The organism is Mesorhizobium tianshanense, assembly GCF_007830515.1.
GTDB classification, from domain to species: Bacteria; Pseudomonadota; Alphaproteobacteria; order Rhizobiales; family Rhizobiaceae; genus Mesorhizobium; species Mesorhizobium tianshanense.
In genome coordinates this window covers 78,969-102,274 of sequence record NZ_VLKT01000020.1, presented here as the reverse complement: position 1 = coordinate 102,274, position 23,306 = coordinate 78,969, and the positions used below count along the sequence as shown (strand labels likewise).

Here is a 23,306-nt window from a genome sequence, read left to right as displayed (position 1 = left end):
TCGCCGGAGAAGTACTATGACCAGGAAGATCGCACTCATAACCGGCATCACCGGCCAGGATGGCGCCTACCTGGCGGAACTTCTGCTGGCAAAGGGCTATGATGTTCACGGCATCAAGCGGCGTTCATCGTCGTTCAATACCGGTCGCATCGACAATCTCTATCAAGATCCGCATGAAAAGAACGTAAGGCTGTCGCTCCACTACGGTGATATGACCGACGCCACGAACCTCATCCGCATAGTCCAGGAGGTGCAGCCCGACGAGATCTACAATCTCGCTGCGCAATCGCACGTCCAGGTGAGTTTCGAGACCGCTGAATACACGGCGAATGCGGATGCAATCGGCACGCTGCGCCTTCTGGAAGCCATCCGGCTGCTTGGCCTGACAAAAAAGACGCGCTTCTATCAGGCATCGACGTCCGAGCTCTACGGGAAAGTGCAGGAGATCCCACAAAGGGAAACGACGCCTTTCTATCCGCGGTCGCCCTATGCAGCGGCAAAGATCTATGCCTACTGGATTACGGTAAACTACCGGGAAGCTTACGATATTCACGCTTCCAACGGAATTCTGTTCAACCATGAAAGCCCGATGCGGGGCGAGACATTTGTGACGCGCAAGATCACGCGCGCGGCTGCCGCAATCAGCCTGGGCCTCCAGGACAAACTCTATCTCGGCAATCTGTCTGCCGAGCGAGATTGGGGGCACGCCCGCGACTATGTCGAAGGCATGTGGCGGATACTTCAGCAGGATGTGCCCGACGACTATGTCCTCGCTACCGGGGTCAAAAACTCGGTCCGCCATTTTGTCGAGCTTGCATTCAGCGAGGTCGGGATCGACATCCAGTGGGTTGGTTCGGGCATCGATGAAAAAGGCATCGATGCCAAATCCGGCACTGTTCTGGTCGAGGTGGATCCGCGCTATTTCAGGCCGACCGAAGTCGAGCTTCTGATCGGCGACCCCTCGAAAGCGGAGCGCGTTCTCGGATGGAAGGCGACAACGTCGCTAGCTACAATGGTCCAGGAAATGGTCCAGTCCGACCTCGAAACGGTAAGACGGGAATCCGAGCATCGGCGCTTGGACGAGGATCGCATTCGCGTTGCGGCACAGTAAGGAACGTTGGGCCGAGCTGACATGAAGATCTCGGTTTTGACGGTCTGCTGGAACTCGGCCGCGACAATCGAATATACGATCAACAGCTTTTTTGATCAGGACCATGCGAACAAGGAACTGGTAATTGTCGATGGCGGATCATCAGACGAGACATTGAAAATCGTACATTCGTACCCGCAGGATCATATCACCTGGGTCAGCGAGCCCGACAATGGGATGTATCATGCGCTCAACAAAGGACTGCGTCTTTACACTGGGGATGCGGTAGGCGTTCTGAACTCGGACGATTGCTTTCACGACCCTTCTGCACTCAGGCAAATTGCGATGGCACTTGAACAGGCCGACATTGTGCATGGCGACTTGGATTTCGTAGAGGACCATGTGACCCGAAAAGTCGTGCGCCGCTGGCGCGCTGAGCCCCGACCAGCCAAAGGTTTTCGGACCGGTTGGATGCCCGCCCATCCGACATTTTACGTCAGTCGAAACGTGGCGGAGAGGGTGGGTAATTTCGACCTAGGCCTCAAAGTTGCATCTGACTACGACTGGATGCTCAGAGCTGTTGAACTCCATGGATTCAAGTGCGCTATCACTAATGATGTGTTAGTGGATATGATGGTTGGCGGTGCCAGCACGCGGAGTCTGGCGTCATACGTCGGCCATAACATTGAAGCGCTGCAATCGAGACGCCGGTGGCTTAATTCCGGCGCGGTCGACTATGCGCTTATTGCAAAACCTCTGCGCAAGCTAGGGCAGTTTTTCTCGTGGGAACTCGGCACATCCTAATGAGAACAACTTTAGTCTGGGCTTAGGAGCTTATAATTTGAGGCCCGAGTGATGCAGAAGGGATTTCTTCTTCTAGAAAAAATTAGGAGCCACGGAATCGTACCCTCAGCCAAAAAGGCGGTGAGATACGCGTTCGAACTTTTATTCTCTAAGATATACGCCAAGTGCTTTGGAATCCGCATCGGTAAGGGGACAGTCATAAAGCTTGGGGCGAGAATTCGGCGGGACAGTGGTGATATAACCATCGGAAGTTACTGTATAATCCACGAAGGTGCCAGATTGCTTGCATATGGAGGGCAGATTACTATCGGTGACAACGTAAGTGTGAACCCGCTCTGCGTATTGTATGGCCACGGCGGTTTGGAAATCGGAAGCGGTGTCTTGATAGCGACAGGAACTGTAATAGTACCTGCCAACCATCAAATCGTTGCGGGCGTGCCAATACGGACGCAGAAGTTGATTTGCCGTGGTATTCGGATTGGCGATGACGTTTGGATCGGGGCAGGAGTGCGCGTATTGGATGGGAGTACAGTTGAAAGCGGAGTCGTAGTTGGGGCCGGCAGCGTCATTACTGGCGGAATTGTGCCAAGAAATAGCATCGTTGCCGGTATTCCGGCTCGAAAAATCGGCGAAAGACTTCCGGCCAATATATAGCAAGCCGACCAGTAAGTCCACCAACGGAGATGTTTGTGACAGCTAACAATTTATTTATACGCCAACTGACGTCTACACGCGTTATCAGAAGAATAAGAAAGGTATCGATTTTTTTTCAAAGCGATTTTGCGATGTCAGTAAAATATGCGGCCGGCGTATTGTTAAGAAAGTCATGGAAATGTCAGCTAAAAGTTGAGGGGGTTTACCTCTATGTTCGGCCGGGAACGCCAGATTTAGATGTGTGTTGTTCTAGTCTAGGTGACGAGTTTAGCGAGATCGCAAATATCGCTCGTGACACTCACAAGTTTATTGTGGATGCTGGAGGGTATATAGGGTCGTCCGCAATCTTCTTTGCAAGACGGTTTCCCGAATCGAGAATAATCGTACTTGAACCGGATGTCGAAAATTTTGGGATCGCGCAACTGAATTGTAGGCCGTACCAGAACGTTGAGGTATGGAATTTGGCGTTAGCGGGCAACGCAGGGAGGGCCAAGCTAAGGGATAGAGGTACGGGCGCTTGGGGATATACCGTCGTTGAAGAGCCTACTGACTGTGATACCAGGATTCGCGGGACTGTGGATTTGATCACTGTTGACCACATCGTCGAAATGTGCGCCGTTCAGGGTATTGACATACTTAAGCTCGACATTGAGGGGGGCGAGTACTCACTACTCGAGGACGTGCCTGGTTGGATTCAGCGATGTGATGTGATCGTTGCAGAGTTGCACGACCGTATAAAGAGCGGATGTACAGAAATGTTCTATAAGGCCATGAAGGGGCGGACGCAGTTCCATCTGGCTGGCGAAAAAGTTGCTTCGGTCTCGGATGCCATAACAACTTGACCCCGTCTTGCAGATTCGATGCCGCCAGGGCTTCAGAAACGTTCGAGTGAAGAGACAACTTGCGAACTTTATCTTTCTTCACCGAAGGGTCTTAGCAGTCGTGCGGTCCCACCCAACATGACAGGTATAGATCTACAGCGCCTTTTTCGCTTGGGCAAAGAAGGTGGTTGGATCATTATTGGTCAACTCGCTACTATGGCGGGTGCCCTTGCAATGGTTCGGTTTCTTACGGAATATCTCTCGCCGACCCAATACGGGCAATTAGCATTGGGGCTCACGGCTGTGGGGCTAACCAATCAGGTTATCATAGGAGGCCTAGCAGCAGGCATAGGGCGGTTCTATCCGATAGCAGCGGAGCAGAAAGACCTGGGCAACTATATTTCGGATGTGTTGCGTCTACTGGTTTTCGGAAGCGCGGCAGTGGTATGTTTCGGTATAGCATTGATCTTAGGGGTGGATATCCTAGGTTATCCTGAGTGGATTGGCCTGACAGCATCCGCAGCAGTTTTTGCGCTCCTGAGTGGGTACAATGCCACTCTCAGTTCGATACAGAACGCGGCGCGTCAGCGGTCAGTGGTGGCTCTCCACGTCGCGCTGGATGCATGGTTGCGGATTGTTCTGTCATTGACGGTTATGCGCTATTTTGGCGTGGGCAGCACTCCTGTTGTGGTTGGATATAGTATTTCTGTGCTCTTGGTTATGGTTTCGCAATTTGCCTTTTTGAAAGCCGGCGGCTTTAACGCAGAGGTGTCAGAGCGAAACGAGAAAGAGAAGTGGATATCAAGAATACTTGCATACTCGTGGCCGTTTTCAGCTTGGGGAAGTTTTATTTGGATTCAGCAGGTCTCTGATCGTTGGTCCCTTGGGTTCTTCGGTTCGACTGCTGACGTTGGGTTGTACGCGGTACTATTCCAGCTAGGGTACACGCCGATCTTGATGATCACCGGGGTGACCATCAATTTCATTGGCCCTATCCTTTATGTTCGCTCGGGCGATGCCACAAGCCCGGTTCGTAATGCGATCGTGAATAGGATAGTGTTTTGGCTTTCTGTCGGAATGTTCACTGTCTCGATTGGCTGCTTCTTTCTGTTATTGCTTTGCCATGAATGGATATTTGGTCTTCTTGTGGCGCGCGAATACCGGTCGAGCTCGATGCTTCTGCCATGGGTAACCTTGGCGAGTGGACTGTTTTCGGTTGGCCAGATCATATCTTTGAAGTCGTACAGTGAGATGAAGCCAAAAGAATTACTGAAATTGAAGATAGTTACAGCCATCCTAGGGAGTGTATTAAACGTTGTAGGTGCCTATTTGGCGGGCGTTAGTGGCGTAGTCTCTGCGCTAGTCGCGTTTTCGGTCGCCTATTTGATTTGGATCGTCGTATTGGCGCGTTCTGGGGCACCGAGCTGATTTGTAGATGGTTAGCCGTATTCGTCATGCTTGCCTATTCGTCAGGAAAGTCGCGTTGTCGGTGATAGCCCAATCATTGCCGTCCAACGTTCACAGTTCAAATCAGCGCACGGATCCAACAGATGAAGCTTTTGATAGCGGGGGCATTTAATTATCCAATATACGAGAGAGCCTTCCTGGACGCGTGGCGCGATCTTGGCCTTCCTGCTGAGGAATTCGATTGGTCTCCTGTGTTTTCGGGGGTGTCTGGAAAGGTTCAGCAGTTCATACCGGTTCTCGGCCCTGCGGCTGTTCGTTTGAATAGTCTGTTGCGCCAGAAGGTGCTTTCCGAGCATCCGGATGTGGTGTTGATATGGCGGGGGATCCATGTCTTTCCTTCAACTTACCATTTTATAAGGGAGAAGTGTCATTCTATTGTTGTTTCTTACAACAACGACGACCCGTTTGGTCCGCGCGCGCATGGCGATGTGCCATGGCACCACCATTTTCTTTGGCGATGGTATTTGAAAAGTTTGCCGTTTGCCGATCTGACCCTGGTATTTCGTCCCGTTAATGTGGAGGAGGCCCGTGAAGCTGGCGCAAAATGCGTAGGCGTGATGTTGCCGTACTTTATACCCGGAAAGGACAGACCATTAGTGCTGGGCGATGATGATGAGCAGGCGTACGGATGTGACGTAGTTTTCGCGGGGCACTACGAGAATGATGGGAGGGATAGGCATCTTGCCGCTTTGGTTGACGCTGGACTGAGTGTAAAGCTGTTTGGAGGAGATGAGTGGAATAGTAGATTACCTAGTTTTTACAAAGAGTATTTTCGCTTGGTCCGACCAGCGATTGGGGATGATTACATTAAGGCATTGTGTGGAGCGAAGATGTGTCTGTGCTTCCTGTCGCGCCTTAATCGCGATGTATATACGAGGAGATGTTTTGAGATAACTTCGTGTGGATCACTACTACTTAGCGAACGAACAAAGGAATTGACGAAAATATTTCGCGAAGATGAAGAGGCGGTATACTTTTCCAGCAGTGCGGAGCTCGTCGAGAAAGCAACCTGGTTAAAGAGCCATCCTGACGAAATTGCCAGGATAGCGGCAGCAGGCTTGCGCCGCGTTCATGCGGATGAACATTCGGTCCACGACCGTGCCCGTCAACTCCTAAGCTTGGTCAAGCATGTAGACGCCCGAAAAGGACAGATATGGAACCCGTGATTCTCCATTGGATCTGTGACGCGCCTTCACCTTACAACGCACAACTTTTCAAATCGCTGGCTGCAGACGACCAATCTGCAGCAGCGCAATTGGACCTCTGGGTCCACTACAGGCGCTCGGCCATATCTTCGCATCCTTGGCAGTCAAGTTTTACCGAGGGATACAATTGTCGCACGTTCCGTCACATTCTGGGAGTAGATTGGAAAACGATTCGGCTGTCTTTCGGGCAGCGTAGTCGCGGCCGGGTGAAGTGGTTTATTGTGGGCGGCTGGAATCATCCAACAGCGTGGTTGACATTACTTTCGCTCTGCGTCCAGCGGGGTAATGTCATAATATGGACCGATACACCTGATCAAAGTCGGGTGCGAAGGGGCTTTCGTCAGTGGGCCCGAAGCATCTTTCTCCGCTGGGTTTTCACACGCGCTCGCTTCATTATGGGTACCGGCAAACCCGCACTTCATGCGCTGGAACTGATGGGCGCTCCAAAGGCAAAGTTAGTCAACTTTCCATGCTGGATTGATGAGCGGAGCTATTTGGCGAGCGTAGAAGAGCGGGCTTCAAGGCGGAGAGAGGGAAGGCCGATAGTGTTCCTCTCTTCCGGACTCGTTCAAAACTCCCGGAAAGGCCATGATGTTGCGCTTCGTTCGTTTGCCGTCGCTCGTGGATATTGCGGACAACCATTCGAATATAGGATAGCGGGATCTGGACCAGACGAGGGGGCAGTGCGCTCGTTGGCGGAGAGTCTCGGCCTACAAGACTGCGTCAAGCTACTTGGTTGGCTCGAGCCTGAGGAGTTGATTGGCCAATTGGCTCAAGCAGACGTGTTTATTCACCCATCTCCTGTGCACGAGCCTTATGGAGTTGCTGTTCTGGAGGCCATGGCGGCAGGCTTGGCGATTCTTGCATCGGATCGAACCTGCGCTGCAATCGATCGAATTATACCAGGGGTCAACGGGGAGATTCATAAGTCCGGAGACCACGAGGCTTTGGCAATCCACATATCCTCGTTACTTTCCGCTCCAAATGAGATAGCTCGTTTAGGGGAAGCCGCCGCCTCCACGGCAAGCCAGTGGCCGCTGGCTAGGGGTAAGAGCAAAATTAAAAACTTAATATGTAGAGAAGAAGTGTCATGAGATATCAGGCACTTGCCGCGTTATTCCTTTTGTCATCCGTTGCAATGACGGCAACCGTATACCTGGATGACAAAGTGTTTTTCGGAATGGCAATGCTATTTGTATGCTCTGGCCTCGCTCTTACCCTAATGATGTTTGACAGGATGTATGTCTACCTTGCCATTTTATTCGGCTTTCACATCAGCATGGCTGGCTTCACGGCTTGGGTGTATCTAAACAGGCAATATGTCGTGCCGGAAAGCGTGTTTGTGTTTTCAACTCTCACCGAATCAAACCTTCAGTGGGCCATTATCGTTTTAGAGGTCTCCTGCTTGGCTATATTTTTTCCGACAATTCTATTTCTAAATCATAGTGAGAGCATGTGGGGCGCCTCTATGCAGTCCTTGGGAATGCGATTGGTTGGTGGATTTGACAGATTGCCGCTCGCATTGTTCCGGCTCGCGATTCTTCTCTCCTTTTCCAGCGCTATTTTATTCTTCTCCACGAATACCAGCGTCTTAGATGCATCCTATCCAACTCAGATACAGGGTCAATGGGTAGCTGGTGCGCTGTTGAAGGCCCCCACGTTTGCAGCAGTTGGGGCCCTCGCGTTCGCCTATGTTCGCCGGCTCCTACATGTCCATACCGATTCAAACTACCTATTTGTAGCAAAGATAAACTTTCTTTTTGTTTCAATCATTATGTTGCTGCTAACCGGAAGCCGTGGAATGTTCACATTTCTTTGGTTGGGAATCGGATTATTTGATCTACTTCTATGGACAAAGCGTCGAGGGTTGTTTTTTTGGGGCCTACTTTTTGTTGCGTTGGCTTGGTTCGCCTTTCAAAGTTGGCCGTACATGCGATTTTACCTTGCAATCAACTCCTGGCAAGAGGTTCTGGGCCGAGCTTTCTGGATTGGGGTAGGGTTAGGAGATGATGCCGAACTAGTTTACCGAGGTCAGCAGCAAATTCGTCTCGGCGACATCACTATGATTGGCCAATCCTTGTATCATCTCCTTTACGCAGTGCAATTGATCAAAGATGGCATTTCACTCTCTGGGCTTACGTTTATAAATCTCATCCCGCAGGCGCTTCCAGAATTCCTGGATGGAGTTCTGTGGGACCGCCCTCTTAACGATAACTACCGGCTGATGGAGTACTACCATCATGGCGGAGGTTTTTTAATACTGGCCAACGTATATTGGAATGGCGGCCTCGCGGTGGTGGGGCCGTTCTTTGCCGCGCTGTCAACAATTTTTATTGTTTTTGACAAACATTTGGTGAAGGCTAGCACGGGGGTGATTTACCGGGCGGTCTATTGGCTTTGGATCCCGATTATGATTGTCCAGCTTGGATATGGGGTTCAGGGGGAGTTTAGAGTTGTTCAACTTCTCATAGTTGCCCTCTTTTTCGACAAATGGCATCGGAATTTCAGGCGCCAGAACAAGGCAGGTGCGAATTTGAAGATGACACACCCGACTTCGGTGAAGCGCTCATGAGCTTAGAATCTAGTCGGTCGATCTTATTTGTTACCGGCTCTTTGTCCGACGAAAGCAGCGGTCCCTATTTAAGCCTGAAGCAGACGGCCGATGCGTTGGAACGTCTGGGCTATCCCGTCACTATTGTTGGAACCAGATCATCCGGCGATCCTCATCCTCAGGAGGCGAGCAACGTAAATGCGTTTCGGCGCTATGGCCCAAATTCCTTGCACTTCACTCCCGGGTTTAGCCGATGGCTAGAACAACAACCCTCCCGGTGGGATGTTGTTAGTTTGCAAGGTCTATGGTTGTATAATAACAAGGCGGTAGCAAATTGGTGTGTGGCAAATAAAAAGCCGTTTATCATCACCACTCACGGAGCGCTAAATCCGATAGCCGTCCAGATTTCGGCCTGGAAAAAGGCGCTCGCGCGCATGACGTTTATGCGGCGGGTCTTAGATCGGGTGGAATGTTATCAAGCCCTGACCGAAACCGAGTATCGAACAATGCGAAACTATGGGATCCGCAAGCCGATATGTGTAGTTGGAAACGGGATCAATTTGCCTGAACAAGAATCGCTGAGCTCATCGGAACGTCTGATTCCGAGAGAGTTGGCTGGGCGCCGCACCTGCCTGTACCTGGGACGGCTCTTCCCTATCAAAGGGATCGATCGGCTATTGCGTGCATGGGGACGTGTTCAGCCATCTGATGATTGGCAGCTGATCATAGCGGGGGGAGGGGAAGCGTCTTACCGGCAGGAGCTTGAATCCGTAGCTGCGCAATCGCGTTGCCGAAATGTGCATTTCATTGGATTCGTTTCCGGGGAACTTAAATCAGCATGGCTGCGAAAAGCTGAATTTTATGTATTGCCTTCTCATAGCGAGGCATTTCCAATGGCATGCCTTGAGGCTTTCTCGTATGGCGTCCCTGCACTCTTGACAACAGGCTGTGGCTTGCCTGAGGCCGCTCAGGCAGGGGCGGCAATCGAAATCGAATCTAGCGAGACGGGATTATTCGAAGGCTTGTCGAGAGTTCAATCGCTTTCAAGCGATGAACTGCGGGCTATGAGTGCCAATGCAATCCGTTTTGTGCGCGACCGTCACAATTGGCAGGATATCGGTGCCCAGTTGGCAGACGTTTATGATTGGATGACTGGTAACCGGAGCCCTCCTGCATGCGTGCGTTTTGCATAATAGACCACTGTGCTCGCGCCTGCACTGGTTCACCTTGTGAAAGAGACTTGGCGGCACTCGGCTAGATGGTTGGAAGTGTCTGCTGGGCCTTGCCGAATCAGTGTGCAGGAAGCGGTTCTCACCTTCATGCTGTATACCGGCAACAGGAACACAGTAGACATACCACGTTCCAACTCGATGATAGGCGCCCGACCTGCGCCACAAACACTGCTGCCTTTGTAGAGATTAAGTATGACAGATGTGGAAGCTAATCGCGAGGCGCGAAAGTGGAGTCGGACCGAAATCGCTGGACGGCTATTATGGCGCATAGCCTATCCGTTCTTCTTCCTAAGCCCGCGGCCATTGTGGTGCTGGAGACGTATCATTTTGCGGCTGTTCGGAGCAGAAATTGGAGCGCATGTTCATGTGTATCCAAACGTCAGAATCAAAATTCCGTGGAATTTAGCGATCGGCGACTATGCTGCCATTGGCGACCATGCAACCCTATACGCGCTTGGAAAAATTAGCATTGGGAAGGGCGCAACAGTTTCACAAGGCGCTCATCTTTGTGCCGGAACTCATGATTATCATGACCCAAAGATGCCCCTTATCAAAGCTCCAATCGCAATCGGGCGAGACGTGTGGATTTGCGCGGACGCATTCGTGGGTCCCGGAGTCACCGTCGGAGATCGTGCAATCGCTGGTGCACGTGCAGTGGTCATGCGGAACGTTGCGTCGGGCACGATCGTGGCGGGCAACCCTGCGCGGATCGTGGGTGAGCGTTAGCGCTTTGTGTTGCCGTCCCCTCTCGGGCTTAGAAGTTACCAATCCGATCGTATGATGATATCCGTTCTCATTTTGACCTACAACGAGGCTGAGAATCTTGCGAATTGCATCGCGTCGGTTCCTTGGAAGGATGATGTGCATGTTCTTGATTCTTACAGCTCTGATACAACGTGTTCGATAGCGAAAGACGCCGGTGCAACCGTTCACCTTCGCACCTTCACAGGTTATGCCGAACAGAGAAACTTTGGGCTTGCCCTCGCATTCGAAAACGACTGGATCGTCTGCTTAGATGCCGATGAAAGAATGACGCCCGAGTTGGCACGGGAAATTGAACTTCAGATCTCCAATGCGCCGCAGGACTTGGCTATGTTACTTGTGCGCCGGAAAGATATGTTCCTGGGGCGCTGGCTAAGACACTCTTCTGGGTATCCTACCTGGTTCCCCAGGGCTTTCAGGCGGGGGCGAGTTCAAGTGAGAAGAGAGATAAACGAGGAATATTACCACGAAGGGGTGGCGAGAAAGCTTGCCTCTCACCTCGTGCATTTCCCATTCAACAAGGGCGTTGAATGGTGGTTCGAAAGACACAATAGGTACTCTACTATCGAGGCCAGTGTGTTGTTGCAGGAGAGGCGTTCTAGGCCAATTAACGTCGCTGAGATATTTTGTAATGATAGCGTGAAGAGAAGAATAGCGTTGAAACAGTTGCTTTATAGGATGCCGCTCAGGCCGTTTGTTGTATTTATTTATCTGTATGTCTTTAGGCTTGGATTTCTTGATGGCGTCGCCGGCCTACATTTCGCGTCGATGCGGATGGCGTACGAGATAATGATAAATGCGAAGCTCGAAGCTTGTAAAATAGGTCATGCGTAGTGCTTGGAAAGGTGTGTCTTTAATCTGTTGGGCGGGGTTTGGCGTGGACACAGGCGCGGGATTTACTGATCTCTGTACTTGGCGCCGTTAGTAGTTTTCATCTGGATTAGGGGTGTATCACGTGAAAGATCTGCGTAAACTTGATAGGTTTTTTCGGCGGCACCCGTTGACGCGAGATGCCCGATCCAAGGCGTGGATGCGGTTCCTTTCTTGGCAGATCCGTAGCCGCCTTCAGCAAGATATCGTGATGCCTTGGGTTTTAGGACAGAAACTGGTAGTGCAGAATGGTATGACGGGAGCAACTGGCAACATTTATGCTGGGTTGCATGAATTCGCTGATATGGCGCTGGTTCTCCACTTTCTCAGAAGTGGTGATTATTTTGCCGATGTAGGCGCTAATATCGGCAGCTTCACCGTCTTAGCTTCGGGCGTCTGTAGAGCGAAAACGTTCGCATTCGAGCCAGATCCAGGGACCTCTCTGTACTTGTCTCGAAATATACAGATTAACGATATCGCTTCCTTGGTAGATGTGTATGAGATTGCCGTTGGTGACCGGTGTAAAGATGTTGAATTCACGGTCGGGTTGGACACGGTAAATCGGGTCGTTGTTGGGCAACATAGAAGTCATTCACGTCTCGTTAAGCAGATGAGGTTGGATGATGTATTGAAGAATACAGTACCGGCAATGATAAAAGTAGATGTTGAGGGTTATGAGGAAAAGGTGATTTCTGGTGCTCTTTCTACCCTCATGAAGGAAGAAGTTAAAATTGTTGAGCTGGAGACGGTCTCGCCATGTGCTGAAAAAGTATTAGAGAGTATCGGATTTTCCCGACGATTCTATGATCCTTTTTCGCGCTCCTTCGGCAACGAGGGGAGCAGCGTGTCATCTTCAAACGCCTGTTTCATTAGAGACGAGTGTTTCGTAAATTCCCGGGTCCGCTCGGCGGATCGCGTAGAAGTTCTTGGGATCAGTTTCTAGATCCTATTGTTGTCGTGGATCCCTCGGGTGAGTGTTAGGTTTCGTGGGATCGGTCGGCGACCATGTGAGCCAAGCCTGCTCGGCAGCACAAGAAGCTCTGGTCAGATTCGGCGTCACTAGGGTGTAGCGCGCGGGACCGCTCCCCGCCGAGGTTTTGATGGTGCCGAGCCTGACGTCCGTTTCGAGCAAAAATAGCGCCGACCCACAGGCTGTCGCCGAATGGTCCGACTCCCGCCTTCCTAAAAGCTCACGCTATCGAAGAGAGGCCGCACCTTGGCATGCCTCGCCCCAGAAAACGCACTGCCAGCCATCGTGAAGCGCAGAATGACGCCCTTCACCGGCCGGTCATGGCGCGAACCCACATCCGGTTCCATCGGCGCAACTGCAGCATTGTTCTCGGCGAAGACGGCAGTCACCGTAATCGTCGCCGTAGCGTTCGTCTGGTCGCATTTGTTGATCAGGACATTTGTGAAGAGTTCTTTGTTGGTGTTGCCCTCAAACCACCCGACCAGCCCAACTGTGACATTCCATGAGCTGCCGCCGCCGCTTGCCAGACCGCTCATCAGTTCGAACAGATAAACACCGGTTGATGGTAACATACTCAGACCGTCAGCCGCATAGGTCGCAGGAACGTCAAAATAGACCTCTATCACGTTTGTCGTGACCGAGTTTACCACGAGGCCGGACGATTCTGCCGCGACCTGGCTTGTGCGGAGAAAGGGATCAAGACTGTTTTCGCGCCGAACAATTCCGCCGACCCGATTTATTTTGTTCAAGAAGGTAGCCGGGGTGGTGGCCAACGGTGCGTTTGAGAGAGCGATGCTAGCAAGGGCCCTGTGTGTGGGGGTGACGCCGCTCGCAAAATCCAGAATCGCGCCGTTCGTCCAACCAGACCCGCCGAGGACGACTAGGTTCTTAAGGTAATCCCCATAGAGGCGCGCACACTCGATATGTTGGCCCGACAACTGACCGACCGTATCCGCTGCTGTGTTGTGATCGCACCCGTGGAACACGACACTGTCGACCACCGCCTTGACGTTTAGAGGGCAGCGCCGGCCGGTTTCGCCACCGAACGAGCAGCCATCGAAATTGAGAGACCGCATACGGCCTTCGATTGAGACCCAAGCACGGGCACGTGATGCTTGTGTCCCGCACGGCGTGAAGATGCAGTCCGAGAACCGATAGTTTCGCCCCTGGATGATGAACGATCCGGTATCATCTTGGCCGGCAACGGCGTTGCAATACACGCTCATATTCGATAGTTCGACACTATCGGCCGCGAATTTCGCGAAGGTAACCGCTGCGCCGCGCATGCGACCTTTGTTCAGTCTTATCTCGGCGTTGTTGGTCGTGGACAGGGCTTGAAGGGCGGTGCCCGTCTGGCCGCTGAACTGGAAGTCATCCATGTACAATGCAAAGTAGTCGTCGGCGTCGTCGAGCCAGAGACCATTGTACCCGCCTAGGATCTGCAATCCCCGAATTCTGCAATAGTAAGGCTGCCGACAGTAGAGAACCCAGTCACTGCTACCTGTTACGCCCGAACCGGAAATGATGGCATTCTGCCCAACGAGATCAAAGCTTGAAGGCAGGTTGATCTGCGAGTTCACGACGTATTTTCCAGGCCCCCAAAATGTCACGGGAACGCTATCGACCGCGATGCCGCCGGTGGTGCCGTCTGTGTACGCAATTCGCTTGACGAAGTAGCCATAGGACAAGGCGTCCCGGATAGCTTCTGCATCATCCGTGACGCCATCGCCCTTAGCGCCAAAAGCCTTGACCGGGATCACATCCGAGAGTGTGATCTCCCACCATGCGCCGTCTGCAGATTGAAACTTCCCTGGGTGAGCGGGTTGGCTGGCAACCCTTTTATAAATTGCCGCACCACCGTCCCCGGCCGCTGCGTATCCGTTTACTCGTAGCGCTGTGATGCCAACAGGCACCGTCAGTCCCGTCATTCCGGCCTTGCTCGAATAGAACGGCACATTGCCTTGGCTGATGGCTGTCGAGGAAGACAGACCGTCGAAAACCTCGTTTCGAGGACTACTTGTCATTCTAGCCTCGGCTTCGGCTTTTGCCGCCAACAGCCCTGCAGTGGTGAGCGAGAGCCCAGATAAAGCGTTACGGCGGGTGATTTTGACGGGACGGTTCATGGGCAGAATCCTCGTAAAGATATGGCTTTTGAGGTGTAGCCGAATTCTCCAGAGAGGGGGATGTAACAATTGTTTTGTTTGAGCGTGCGGTTGCCGGCCATTCAGGCTCCAGTGCACGCCGATGTCAGTCAACCTCCAGCAATTTTCTTACGTTCATCGCGTTAACGGTGCTACGGCCTGCTGGCCCTGGCTTGATGCTGAGGTCGGGAGATCATGGCAATCTTACCGTGTGGACGGCTCGGCTTCGACTGGGCGTCGCACGAAGGTACCCAGCTGTAGGGCAAGCCGGATAGGCCATAAGCGGGCAAGTGAGGCGTCCAGCGCTGGTGACCTGCTGACGTTGCCCCTGCGGTCTAGCTGCTTATCCGGATTGAAGTTCGTTCCGGCCCAGCGCGAGGACCAGGACATGAATCGCAGCCGCTTCTCTGAAGAGGAGATCATCAAGCGGGCATTGGAACGAGGGCGCCGATGCTGGTGCCGCTGCAACTCGACGAGCGTTGGTCGATCGACTTCGTTTCCGGCCAACGCACCGACGGGCGTCGCTTCTGCATCCTTGCCGTCATCGACGACTGCACGAGGGAGTGCCTGGCGCTCATCGTTGATACGTCGCTCTCGGGGATGCGGGTTGGCCGCGAACTGGATCGGCTCATCACCGAGCGCGGCCGGCCGACAACGATCGTCAGCGACAACGGCAGGGAGTTCACCTCGAACGCTATCCTCGCCCTGATCTGCAAGCCGGTCGGCACGGGAACGCCTTGCGACGGCAACGTTGCGTCAAAGTTCGGTGACGTCTCCAATGCTTGCATCTGATGGCACCAACTTGGCCGCGAGCCTGGTGGAGAACGCACATCAATGCAGGCAGCCCGGGCCGGCGGGTTAAAACTTGCTTGTCAGGCTTTAAACTCACCGTTTCGCTAACTCTCCTCACGTCCGCCAGTTCCATGAACGCCACGGATCGCGACTGTCACAATATTTGAGGCAGGAATGTACGATAACTTCTGATGTCATACATGATCGACTATAATGCCTGCACGAAGGATCGGCGCAAGCGGGGCATCAAAGGCCACGAAAATGAACCTGAATGTGTCCCAGCCGACCGACAAACCAGTGCGGGCAGGCATTTTGCCCACAAGGAACCTACCTTGCCCTTCCGACAAATGCATGCCGCAGCCGGCGCTGAAATGGCACATTTCAAGCTTGCCGAAAAGGGTGTGTCCGATGAAACACATCGAGAACCAAAAGTAATCTCGCATATACGAAGTGGGTTGGAATTAAAGCAAAAAGCTGTTAGGCGCAAATCTGTACCTTCAGGTTCGGGGCGGGGCTGAGGTGTGGCGGGACAAAAAGGATCGAAACGAATGAACCTTATGGTTAAAAGTGTGTTGGCCGGATTTATCGCCTCGATCGGATTCGGCCCGGTTTCGTCTTTCGCTCAGGATGCGTCATGCACCTGTACGACAACCTATCAGGCAACGGCGGGTTCGATCGGCTCCATCGGGCGCGCCGACGGTGACGTAATGGTTTCGCAAGCTGCCGGTTACGGTCCCGCCAAGGTGGGAAATGCTCTGGATTTCGGCAGCCGCATAGTGGTCGGTGCCAGGGGATCGGCTTCCGTCAATGTCGGTAGCTGCAACCTGGATGTGCCGGCGAATTCAAGCCTCGACATTTCCCGTGTCGAGAACAATATCTGCCTGAAGATTGTGGGCTCCGAGCAGACGGCTGCCGCCGTTAGCTATGAGCATACGGGTCAGATTGGCCAGGGCGGCAACCAGTCCCTCATTCCGCTTGGTATTTTTGGCGGTGCAGCTCTCGGCGCCGGTGTTTTGGCCGCAACGCAGGATACCGATAACGGCGTCAGCCGTTAGGCGCAACAGGACAATACAGCAGGGGCATCTGACTGCCGCCTTTGCTGTATTGCGTTGCCGACGCCCTGTGCGCCTTAGCTCTGGCGCGCCGGCTAGAGCCGGGGATGTTGATGGAATTCATTAACCATACCGCTCTATTACTTGGGTGGAAGCCGAATGCGCTTCATCTTGGGTGAGTCGGTTCGGCCAACTGAGCGGCGCTGCGGCTGATGGCGAGGTAGCGCGCTGATCTTAGCTTGCATGGTTATGATAACGCTGTCGGCGAGTGGCTTGAATCTGGCATCTACCGTAATGCGTAACCTTGCTAGATGCGTCATTCGCGATCCCGCGGGTGACGCATCTGTGTTTTTTGGGGGCGAAGTTGCTACGTTGCGTCGGTGTAGCCGGAAACGCCAATGATCGACCTGCATTCCCATATCTTGCCCGGTCTCGACGACGGCTCGCCCAGTCTTGCCGAATCGCTCGAAATGGCGCGGCTGGCGGTGGCTGATGGAACGACCCATATGGCGTGTACGCCGCATATCGTGCCCGGCATGTATGAAAACGGATCGGCAAACATTGCCCGAGGGGTTCAAGTGCTGGACCAAGCGTTACGCCGCGCTGCGATACCGCTTGCTCTTTATGTCGGTGCCGACATTCATGTAGCCCCCGATCTTCCTGAGCAATTGGCGCTCGGCAATGTGCCGACTCTAAATAGGTCTCGCTATTTTCTATTCGAGCCGCCGCACCACGTTTTGCCGCCAAGATTGGAAGAACTTACTCTACGCCTCATAAACGCCGGGTTCATTCCAATTCTTACCCATCCGGAGCGGTTAACCTGGATCAAGGCGAATTACGATGTCGTCGAGAGGTTGAACGCTGTCGGCTGCCTTGTTCAGCTTACGGCAGACTCGATTGTTGGTGCTTTTGGACGCACGGCGCTTTACTACTCGGAAAAGCTGATTGACGAAGGCAGGGTAGATATTATCGCATCGGACACCCATGGCGCCACCCGCCGGCGGCCTGGGCTTTCGCAGGCGGTCGCCGTTGTTGCGAAGCGATGTGGGGAAGACGAGGCCCGCAATATGGTGTTGAAACGTCCAGGCGAAATATTGGCGAATCGGCCTCTCGAGCCGGTCGGAAAGTCACGCGCGAAAAAGCCTGGCCCTGGCAACGTCGGTCGCTTTGCAGGATTGGGTCGCTTGTTGAAGGGCGGAACCGCATGATGGGCATTCTTCATTTCGCAAAAAGCTATATGGGCACCCTATGTGTCTTGTTCGCTTCGCTCACGATGTCTGCTTGCACAAGCGCCTCGTCGACGACACCGTCCTCGCCGACTTCGATCGATGCGCTGCAATTGGCTTCAACGTCGGCGCCGCTTTCGGGCGGCGGTGCTCTGCGGGTCGTAAAGGACCTGCCTGCGCCGCAGAACACGCAGAACGGCAACGAGCAGCCTTTGTCTCCGAATGATGTGCTCGAGGTGAATGTGTTCCAGGTCGACAATCTGAACAGAACCGTTCAAGTCGACGCCGGCGGGCAGATTTCGCTTCCACTTATCGGGACCGTCACCGCGGCAGGAAAGACCGTCCGTCAGCTGGAGCAGGAAATCGAAACGGCCTACGGCGCCAAATATCTGCAGTCACCCGATGTGTCGGTCTTCGTCAAGGAATCGATCGGACAGCGCATTACCGTCGACGGCGAAGTCGTTAGGGCTGGTATCTTTCCGGTGTCGAGCAATTCTTCTCTCATCGATGCGATCGCCCTTGCCGGAGGGTTCAATGCGGTTGGCGATGCGGGAAAAGTGTTTGTCTACCGCAATATCGGCCAAAATACCCTGGTCGCGAATTACAATGTGGAGCAGATTCGTGCCGGCAAGAGCCGCAATCCACGCATCTATGGTGGAGACAAGATTGTCGTCTTCGCCTCGAAATCGAAAATTGCGATGAACAACCTCAAGGACGCCCTCGGCGTCGCCTCGAGCGCAGCCCGAATTGCGGTGATTCCGTGAATATAACCATGGCCCGTCAGAATTCAGGACATAGACAAACCTAGGATTACTTCGCACCATGCTCGATCGTAACAGACAGCATCAAATTGCAGGCCCAGGACATGGCCAAGCCTTGTCCGCCGCCATGTATTATGACGGTGCGCAAAATTATAGCCCTTACGGTCGCGATTACTCGGAGCAGGACGAGGGCTTTAACCCGCTCAAGCTGCTTTTCTACGTTGTCCAGTATCGGTGGCTGATCGTCATGATGGCCGCGGCCGGCCTTGTCGCCGGTGCTATCATTACCATGATGCAGACGCCAAAATATCAGGCAACAACGCAATTGGAAGTGTTGGTTCCTTCGGCCAAGGTCTTCCAGGACATCGAGGTGGTTTCTGAAAACGCTGACGTCCGCGCGTTTCTAACAGCGCGCGAAAAACTCAAAAGCCGGGCATTGGCGCAACGCGTGGTGTTCCAACTGGGACTCAGCGAAAGGCCGGACTTCCTGTTTCCGACGCCGAACTTCTCGCTTAGCAATATCTTCTATCGTGCGTTCGGAATTTCCAAATCGCCTTCCATTGAAGAGAAAACCCCTGAGGAACGTGAGAGGATTGCTATCGGCCGCATTCTGAATGACCTCACGGTCAATCTTGTGACCAACACAAGCCTGCTGTCGATTACGTTTGCCGACCAGAGACCGAAATATGCAAGTGATGTAGCCAATCAGGTCGCTCAAAGCTTTATCGACCAACGCCTCGATCAGACCAGCGAGACGTCGGATCTGGCACGGCAGTTCATCAAGGAACAGGTGTTGCAGGTAAAGCAAAAGCTTCAGAAATCCGAAGAGGATCTGGTCGCTTATGCAAAGGATGTAGGCATCACGATAACCGGCGACGACAAATCGCTGATAGGGTCGAACATCGAGGCTCTGAACACCGCGCTGGCGACAGCAATCCAGGAACGCCTCGATGCCGGACGGATGGTGGACCAGATAGACAAAGGTCGCGGAGCGAGCCTCGGCCCAGTCTTGGAAAGCGAAGGTCTGCAGAAGATTACCGATAAATTGGCCGATTTGACCAGCCAGTATCAGCAGAAGTTGGGCATATTGAAGCCTGGCTTTCCAGAAATGCAGCAGCTTCAGGCGCAGATCAAGGAGCTTCAACGGCTTTATAATAACGGAGTTTTGACTATAACCGATTCGCTGCGGCAGAAATACCAGGAGGCTCAGAACAAGGAAGCTGACCTTCGATCCAAACTCGCCGAGATGGAAAAGCAGCAGGTTATCTTCAACGACAAGAACATCAAATACACGATCCTGAAGCGCGAGGTTGATTCGAACAGGTCGCAATATGATAATCTCATTGCCAAGCTGAACGAGGTTGGTGTCAGCTCTGAACTCAAGTCACAAAACGCGGCAATCGTCGATTTCGCGGCACAGCCAACCGCGCCCTATTCACCGCGTTTGAGCATTAACCTTGCCATCGCTCTGGCTCTTTTCCTGGCCCTGGGCGCATCAATTATTTACGTCATCGAGTTGTTGAACAACACCTTTACCAATCCTGAGCAAATTGAAAAGGAATTGGGATTGGCGATGCTCGGCATCTTGCCGCTTGTCGATGACCGGGAACTTACAGCCAGCATAGCCGATCAGAAATCAGGGCTGTCCGAAGCCTACCGTTCGCTTCGAACATCGTTGCAATTTTCCGGCGCCGAAGGTGCGCCGCGATCGCTGCTGGTCACGAGTTCGGAACCCTCAGAAGGCAAGTCGACCACGTCGTTTAAGCTCGGGCAGGATTTTGCCGCGCTCGGTGCGCGAGTTCTCATCGTCGACAGCGATCTTCGAAAGCCGAACCTTCATCGGCTGTTTGGTCTCGACAACACGATCGGACTGAGCAATCTCCTGACGAACACCGTCCGCAAGGAGGATCTGGCAAGCATTTTCAGGGCGACGAAATATCCCAACGTGACCGTCCTGACCTCCGGAACGATTCCACCGAACCCTGCGGATCTGCTTTCTTCGCCGAAGATGGCACTGATCGTTACCAATCTCGGCAAGCGCTTTGATCTTGTCATAATTGATGCCCCGCCCATCGTGGGCCTTTCAGATGCCCCCATCCTCAGCCGGCTTGCCGAGGGCACATTGATGGTCATCTCCACCAATCAGGTGACACGCAAGTCGGCGAAGACGGCGTTGAAGCGCCTGCGAGCTGCCGGCGCGAACGTGGTCGGAGCCGCGATGTCGAAGTTTGCGGTGAACAAGTTCGATTACAACTACGCCTACAAATATATGAACTACCAGTATTACGACTACGGCACGAGTACCCCGAAAATTGAGGGCAAAGTCGATGACGGAGCAGATCAGCCTGCCTATGCTAAATCTCCGGCGTTCAGGCGTTTGGTTCGTCGCATCCGTGCTAGCGTTGGCGGCTTCGTCGATCGGGCTAAGTCGGTTTCTTGAAACCGAGACGCCAGCCGTTTCCCTCGCGCTGGATCCGCTGAACGTCAATGCCTTGGTAAGCGAAATCACAGACGACCTGAACGACGCAAGCAACACTCCCGATCTCGATGCATTGCTCGCCAAGGCCGAAGGCGCGCTTCGCTTTGATGTGGCAGATGCACGTCTCTACAGCCTGATTGGCGAGATCAAATACCGGCAGGGCGAAAAAGACCGAGCCTATGGGTTCTTCGACCAAGCTCGAAAGCTATCCAAGACCGAAATCCACGCGCTCCAGAGGTCCATTGGCCGCTCGATCGAGAGAGGCGATCTGTCAAAGGCTGTCGGCGAGATCGATATATTGCTACGGCGCTGGCCGGAACAATTTCCAGCCGTCGCCGAGGCTCTGCCGACAATCCTTTCGAGCCCCGATGGCTACCAGGCTGTGCTGAAGGCCATCACGGCAGAGGCGCCATGGAGAGCCAATGTGTTCGCTTTCCTTGGCAAGATCCCCGAGGGACTTGATCTCGCAAATCGGCTGCTGTTCGATCTGACCGGATCAGGCGCGCCACCAACAACTGGCGAATTGTCCAATGCGATCAACGGCTATATTCGCCAAAAGGAATATGACCAAGCATATCGATTGTTTCTTTTCAGCCTGTCCGATCAAGAACTAAAATTGGGCGGGTACATTTTCAACGGCACCTTTGAACCTGTGTCTAGCGGCAAGCCTTTTGATTGGCAGGTCGGCGACCAGTCTGGCCTGGAAGTTACGTTTGCAACGTCCCAAAATGCGGTCGAAGGTGAGGGTGGAGCGACGGTTCGCTTCCTGAATACGCCGGTCAGGAACACAGCTCTTCAGCAGTATATCGAACTGCCTCCTGGCTCCTACAAGATTTCTCTGGCCGCGTCTGCAAGAAACCTGAAGCTTCCAAAGGGGTTGTTCTGGTCTGTCAGGTGCGTGGGGCAGGCTGGCGAAATAGCACGGTTCAATATTCCGGAGGGTACATACAATCGTCAGGAGCTGAGTCAGGGTTTTTCGGTTGGACCAGCTGGGTGCCCCATGCAACTATTGAAGTTGGAAACTGCCGCCATTGCCGAGAGCTGGCGCTTTCGATATGTCGGCACGTTGATAATGCACAAATTGAGCATCGAGAGACTTTCATCTTGAGCGATCGACCCTCGGAACGGGATAAATATCTCCTTGGATCGGTTCTGTTTTTATCGCTGCTGATCGGCGGAGGGACCGCAAGCGGCCTCTATACGGACACGCTAATTGAGGTCGCGGCAATCATCTCGGCGGCGGCTGTCTTTTCACAGGCGTCTGGCCAGAGAATCCCTCGTTCTGTTCTGTGGCTTCTTATCCTCGCTGTGGCGGTGGTGATTTTGCAAATTGTTCCGCTGCCTGCGGCGATAATCAGCGGATTGCGACCGGAACTATTGCTCGCAGATTCCGGACTGGTTGGAGAGACCCGATTTCGTTTCGTCAGTGTCGGAGTTGGACGGACGATCGAATGCCTGTTGTATCTGGTGGCGTGGGCGGCGTTTTTTTTGAGCGTATTGCGTTTGCGTCCCGAGCAGGTCCATGCACTTCTGCCGTTCTTTTTTATGGGTGTTATCTGCAACGGCTTGGCAGGCGCGATTCAATATTCGCTCTCAGATGACATCGCTATAGAGGGATTGTTGCCTTTTACGATCAATGCCGGGCTTTTTGCCAACCAGAATCATTTTGCGGCTTTGCTTTTCGTTTCTATTCCCTTCGTCGTTTATTACGGTCTGTTCCGCGGATACCTCTTGTCTGGATCGCTCGGACTGGTCACGCTTTTGCTGCTGCTTTTGGCCGCCGGTTCGCGTGCCGGTGTTCTGATCGGCTTGGCGATCACCGTACTATCTATCGTCTTTCTTTCAGCGCGTTCCAGGACGAGTGGATTGAGCATTCTGGCGATTTTCATAGGACTTTCAGCCTACACGATAGGCGCATGGACGAAGATCGATGCCGACGCGATTGATCCAGCTTTCGGGCGAGGAGAGTTTGCTCGCACCACCATTGAGGGGATCAAAGAGAATTGGGCAACCGGCGTTGGATTTGGAAATTTTCAAAAGGCCTACCAAATATATGAAAAGGAAGAGATGATTTTTAAGCAATACGTAAATCATGCTCACAATGAATATCTTGAAATAGCTTTCGAAGGCGGAGCTATTTCCATATTGTTGATGGCGCTTTATTTCGTAATGCTTTTTATAGCGCTTATTAAAGTTCGTCGTGATCCTCTTCAAAAGGCGGCGTTTCTCTCCGTATCTTTTCTTCTTATCCATTCACTGGTCGATTATCCGTTGCGGACCGAAGCGCTTGCAATGACGTTTGCCTTTATGAATGCCATTATCTTTCACAAAGGATTTGCAGCCCGTTTGGCCCAGAAGAACGAAATGATCGAGGTCGATCACAACGGTGGCAAGCTGTTTGTTCCCATCGGAACTTCGTCGTAGCAGGC

The 23,306-nt window shown here is 53.0% G+C and carries 18 protein-coding genes and 2 pseudogenes; 19 read left to right on the top strand and 1 reads right to left on the bottom strand.

Annotated elements, in window-relative coordinates:
- Positions 1–16: 16 nt before the first annotated feature.
- The 11 genes and pseudogenes from gmd (at position 17) to IQ26_RS17295 (ending at position 12,399) form a co-directional block, all read left to right on the top strand.
- Positions 17–1,136: pseudogene (gmd, locus tag IQ26_RS17350) on the top strand (GDP-mannose 4,6-dehydratase).
- On the top strand, positions 1,133–1,894 hold the full coding sequence (locus tag IQ26_RS17345) for a glycosyltransferase family 2 protein (protein ID WP_145719378.1): 762 nt from the start codon (positions 1,133–1,135) through the stop codon (positions 1,892–1,894). The pseudogene gmd and the gene IQ26_RS17345 overlap by 4 nt, the downstream one beginning before the upstream one ends.
- Before the next feature lie 51 nt (positions 1,895–1,945).
- Entirely contained in the window at positions 1,946–2,548 is a 603-nt protein-coding gene (locus tag IQ26_RS17340; protein WP_145719376.1) for an acyltransferase, read from the top strand.
- A gap of 131 nt (positions 2,549–2,679) precedes the next feature.
- Positions 2,680–3,390: an FkbM family methyltransferase gene (locus IQ26_RS17335; RefSeq protein ID WP_162457989.1), complete on the top strand. Its 711-nt coding sequence runs from the start codon at positions 2,680–2,682 to the stop codon at positions 3,388–3,390.
- A 117-nt stretch (positions 3,391–3,507) separates the two neighbouring features.
- Entirely contained in the window at positions 3,508–4,797 is a 1,290-nt protein-coding gene (locus IQ26_RS17330) for a lipopolysaccharide biosynthesis protein (protein ID WP_162457988.1), read from the top strand.
- A gap of 122 nt (positions 4,798–4,919) precedes the next feature.
- Complete coding sequence (locus IQ26_RS17325) at positions 4,920–6,002, top strand: CgeB family protein (RefSeq protein WP_145719370.1); 1,083 nt, start codon at positions 4,920–4,922, stop codon at positions 6,000–6,002.
- Positions 5,990–7,135 carry a glycosyltransferase gene (locus IQ26_RS41475; RefSeq protein ID WP_145719368.1) on the top strand — a complete coding sequence of 382 codons (1,146 nt, stop codon included), beginning with the start codon at positions 5,990–5,992 and terminating at the stop codon, positions 7,133–7,135. The genes IQ26_RS17325 and IQ26_RS41475 overlap by 13 nt, the downstream gene beginning before the upstream one ends.
- Positions 7,132–8,613, top strand: a complete 1,482-nt coding sequence (locus IQ26_RS17315) for a hypothetical protein (protein WP_145719366.1) — start codon at positions 7,132–7,134, stop codon at positions 8,611–8,613. Before IQ26_RS41475 ends, IQ26_RS17315 begins: the two co-directional genes overlap by 4 nt.
- Positions 8,610–9,785 carry a glycosyltransferase gene (locus tag IQ26_RS17310; protein WP_162457986.1) on the top strand — a complete coding sequence of 392 codons (1,176 nt, stop codon included), beginning with the start codon at positions 8,610–8,612 and terminating at the stop codon, positions 9,783–9,785. The genes IQ26_RS17315 and IQ26_RS17310 overlap by 4 nt, the downstream gene beginning before the upstream one ends.
- Before the next feature lie 837 nt (positions 9,786–10,622).
- Positions 10,623–11,420, top strand: a complete 798-nt coding sequence (locus tag IQ26_RS17300) for a glycosyltransferase family 2 protein (protein WP_208760177.1) — start codon at positions 10,623–10,625, stop codon at positions 11,418–11,420.
- A 121-nt stretch (positions 11,421–11,541) separates the two neighbouring features.
- A complete protein-coding gene (locus tag IQ26_RS17295; RefSeq protein ID WP_145719357.1) occupies positions 11,542–12,399 on the top strand; it encodes an FkbM family methyltransferase in 858 nt (285 codons plus the stop codon).
- A 239-nt stretch (positions 12,400–12,638) separates the two neighbouring features.
- Here the strand turns inward: IQ26_RS17295 and IQ26_RS17290 are convergent, their stop codons facing one another.
- A complete protein-coding gene (locus IQ26_RS17290; RefSeq protein WP_145719355.1) occupies positions 12,639–14,549 on the bottom strand; it encodes a glycosyl hydrolase family 28-related protein in 1,911 nt (636 codons plus the stop codon).
- Between the two features lie 450 nt (positions 14,550–14,999).
- Between IQ26_RS17290 and IQ26_RS17285 the strand changes: the two are divergent.
- From IQ26_RS17285 to IQ26_RS17250, 8 genes and pseudogenes are all read left to right on the top strand, one after another.
- A pseudogene (locus IQ26_RS17285) lies at positions 15,000–15,269 on the top strand (DDE-type integrase/transposase/recombinase); the annotation flags it as partial.
- Positions 15,270–15,559: 290 nt separating this feature from the next.
- The gene (locus IQ26_RS17280) at positions 15,560–15,877 is read left to right on the top strand and encodes a hypothetical protein (protein ID WP_145719353.1); all 318 of its coding nucleotides are present in this window, start codon (positions 15,560–15,562) and stop codon (positions 15,875–15,877) included.
- 30 nt (positions 15,878–15,907) lie between these two features.
- The gene (locus tag IQ26_RS17275) at positions 15,908–16,414 is read left to right on the top strand and encodes a hypothetical protein (protein WP_145719351.1); all 507 of its coding nucleotides are present in this window, start codon (positions 15,908–15,910) and stop codon (positions 16,412–16,414) included.
- A 395-nt stretch (positions 16,415–16,809) separates the two neighbouring features.
- The gene (locus tag IQ26_RS17270) at positions 16,810–17,619 is read left to right on the top strand and encodes a tyrosine-protein phosphatase (RefSeq protein ID WP_145719349.1); all 810 of its coding nucleotides are present in this window, start codon (positions 16,810–16,812) and stop codon (positions 17,617–17,619) included.
- A complete protein-coding gene (locus tag IQ26_RS17265; protein WP_145719348.1) occupies positions 17,619–18,401 on the top strand; it encodes a polysaccharide biosynthesis/export family protein in 783 nt (260 codons plus the stop codon). The genes IQ26_RS17270 and IQ26_RS17265 overlap by 1 nt, the downstream gene beginning before the upstream one ends.
- Positions 18,402–18,459: 58 nt before the next feature.
- Positions 18,460–20,838, top strand: a complete 2,379-nt coding sequence (locus IQ26_RS17260; protein ID WP_145719345.1) for a GumC family protein — start codon at positions 18,460–18,462, stop codon at positions 20,836–20,838.
- Positions 20,726–21,985 carry a tetratricopeptide repeat protein gene (locus tag IQ26_RS17255; RefSeq protein WP_167522692.1) on the top strand — a complete coding sequence of 420 codons (1,260 nt, stop codon included), beginning with the start codon at positions 20,726–20,728 and terminating at the stop codon, positions 21,983–21,985. The genes IQ26_RS17260 and IQ26_RS17255 overlap by 113 nt, the downstream gene beginning before the upstream one ends.
- Positions 21,982–23,301, top strand: a complete 1,320-nt coding sequence (locus IQ26_RS17250; protein ID WP_145719343.1) for an O-antigen ligase family protein — start codon at positions 21,982–21,984, stop codon at positions 23,299–23,301. The genes IQ26_RS17255 and IQ26_RS17250 overlap by 4 nt, the downstream gene beginning before the upstream one ends.
- Positions 23,302–23,306 lie beyond the last annotated feature (5 nt).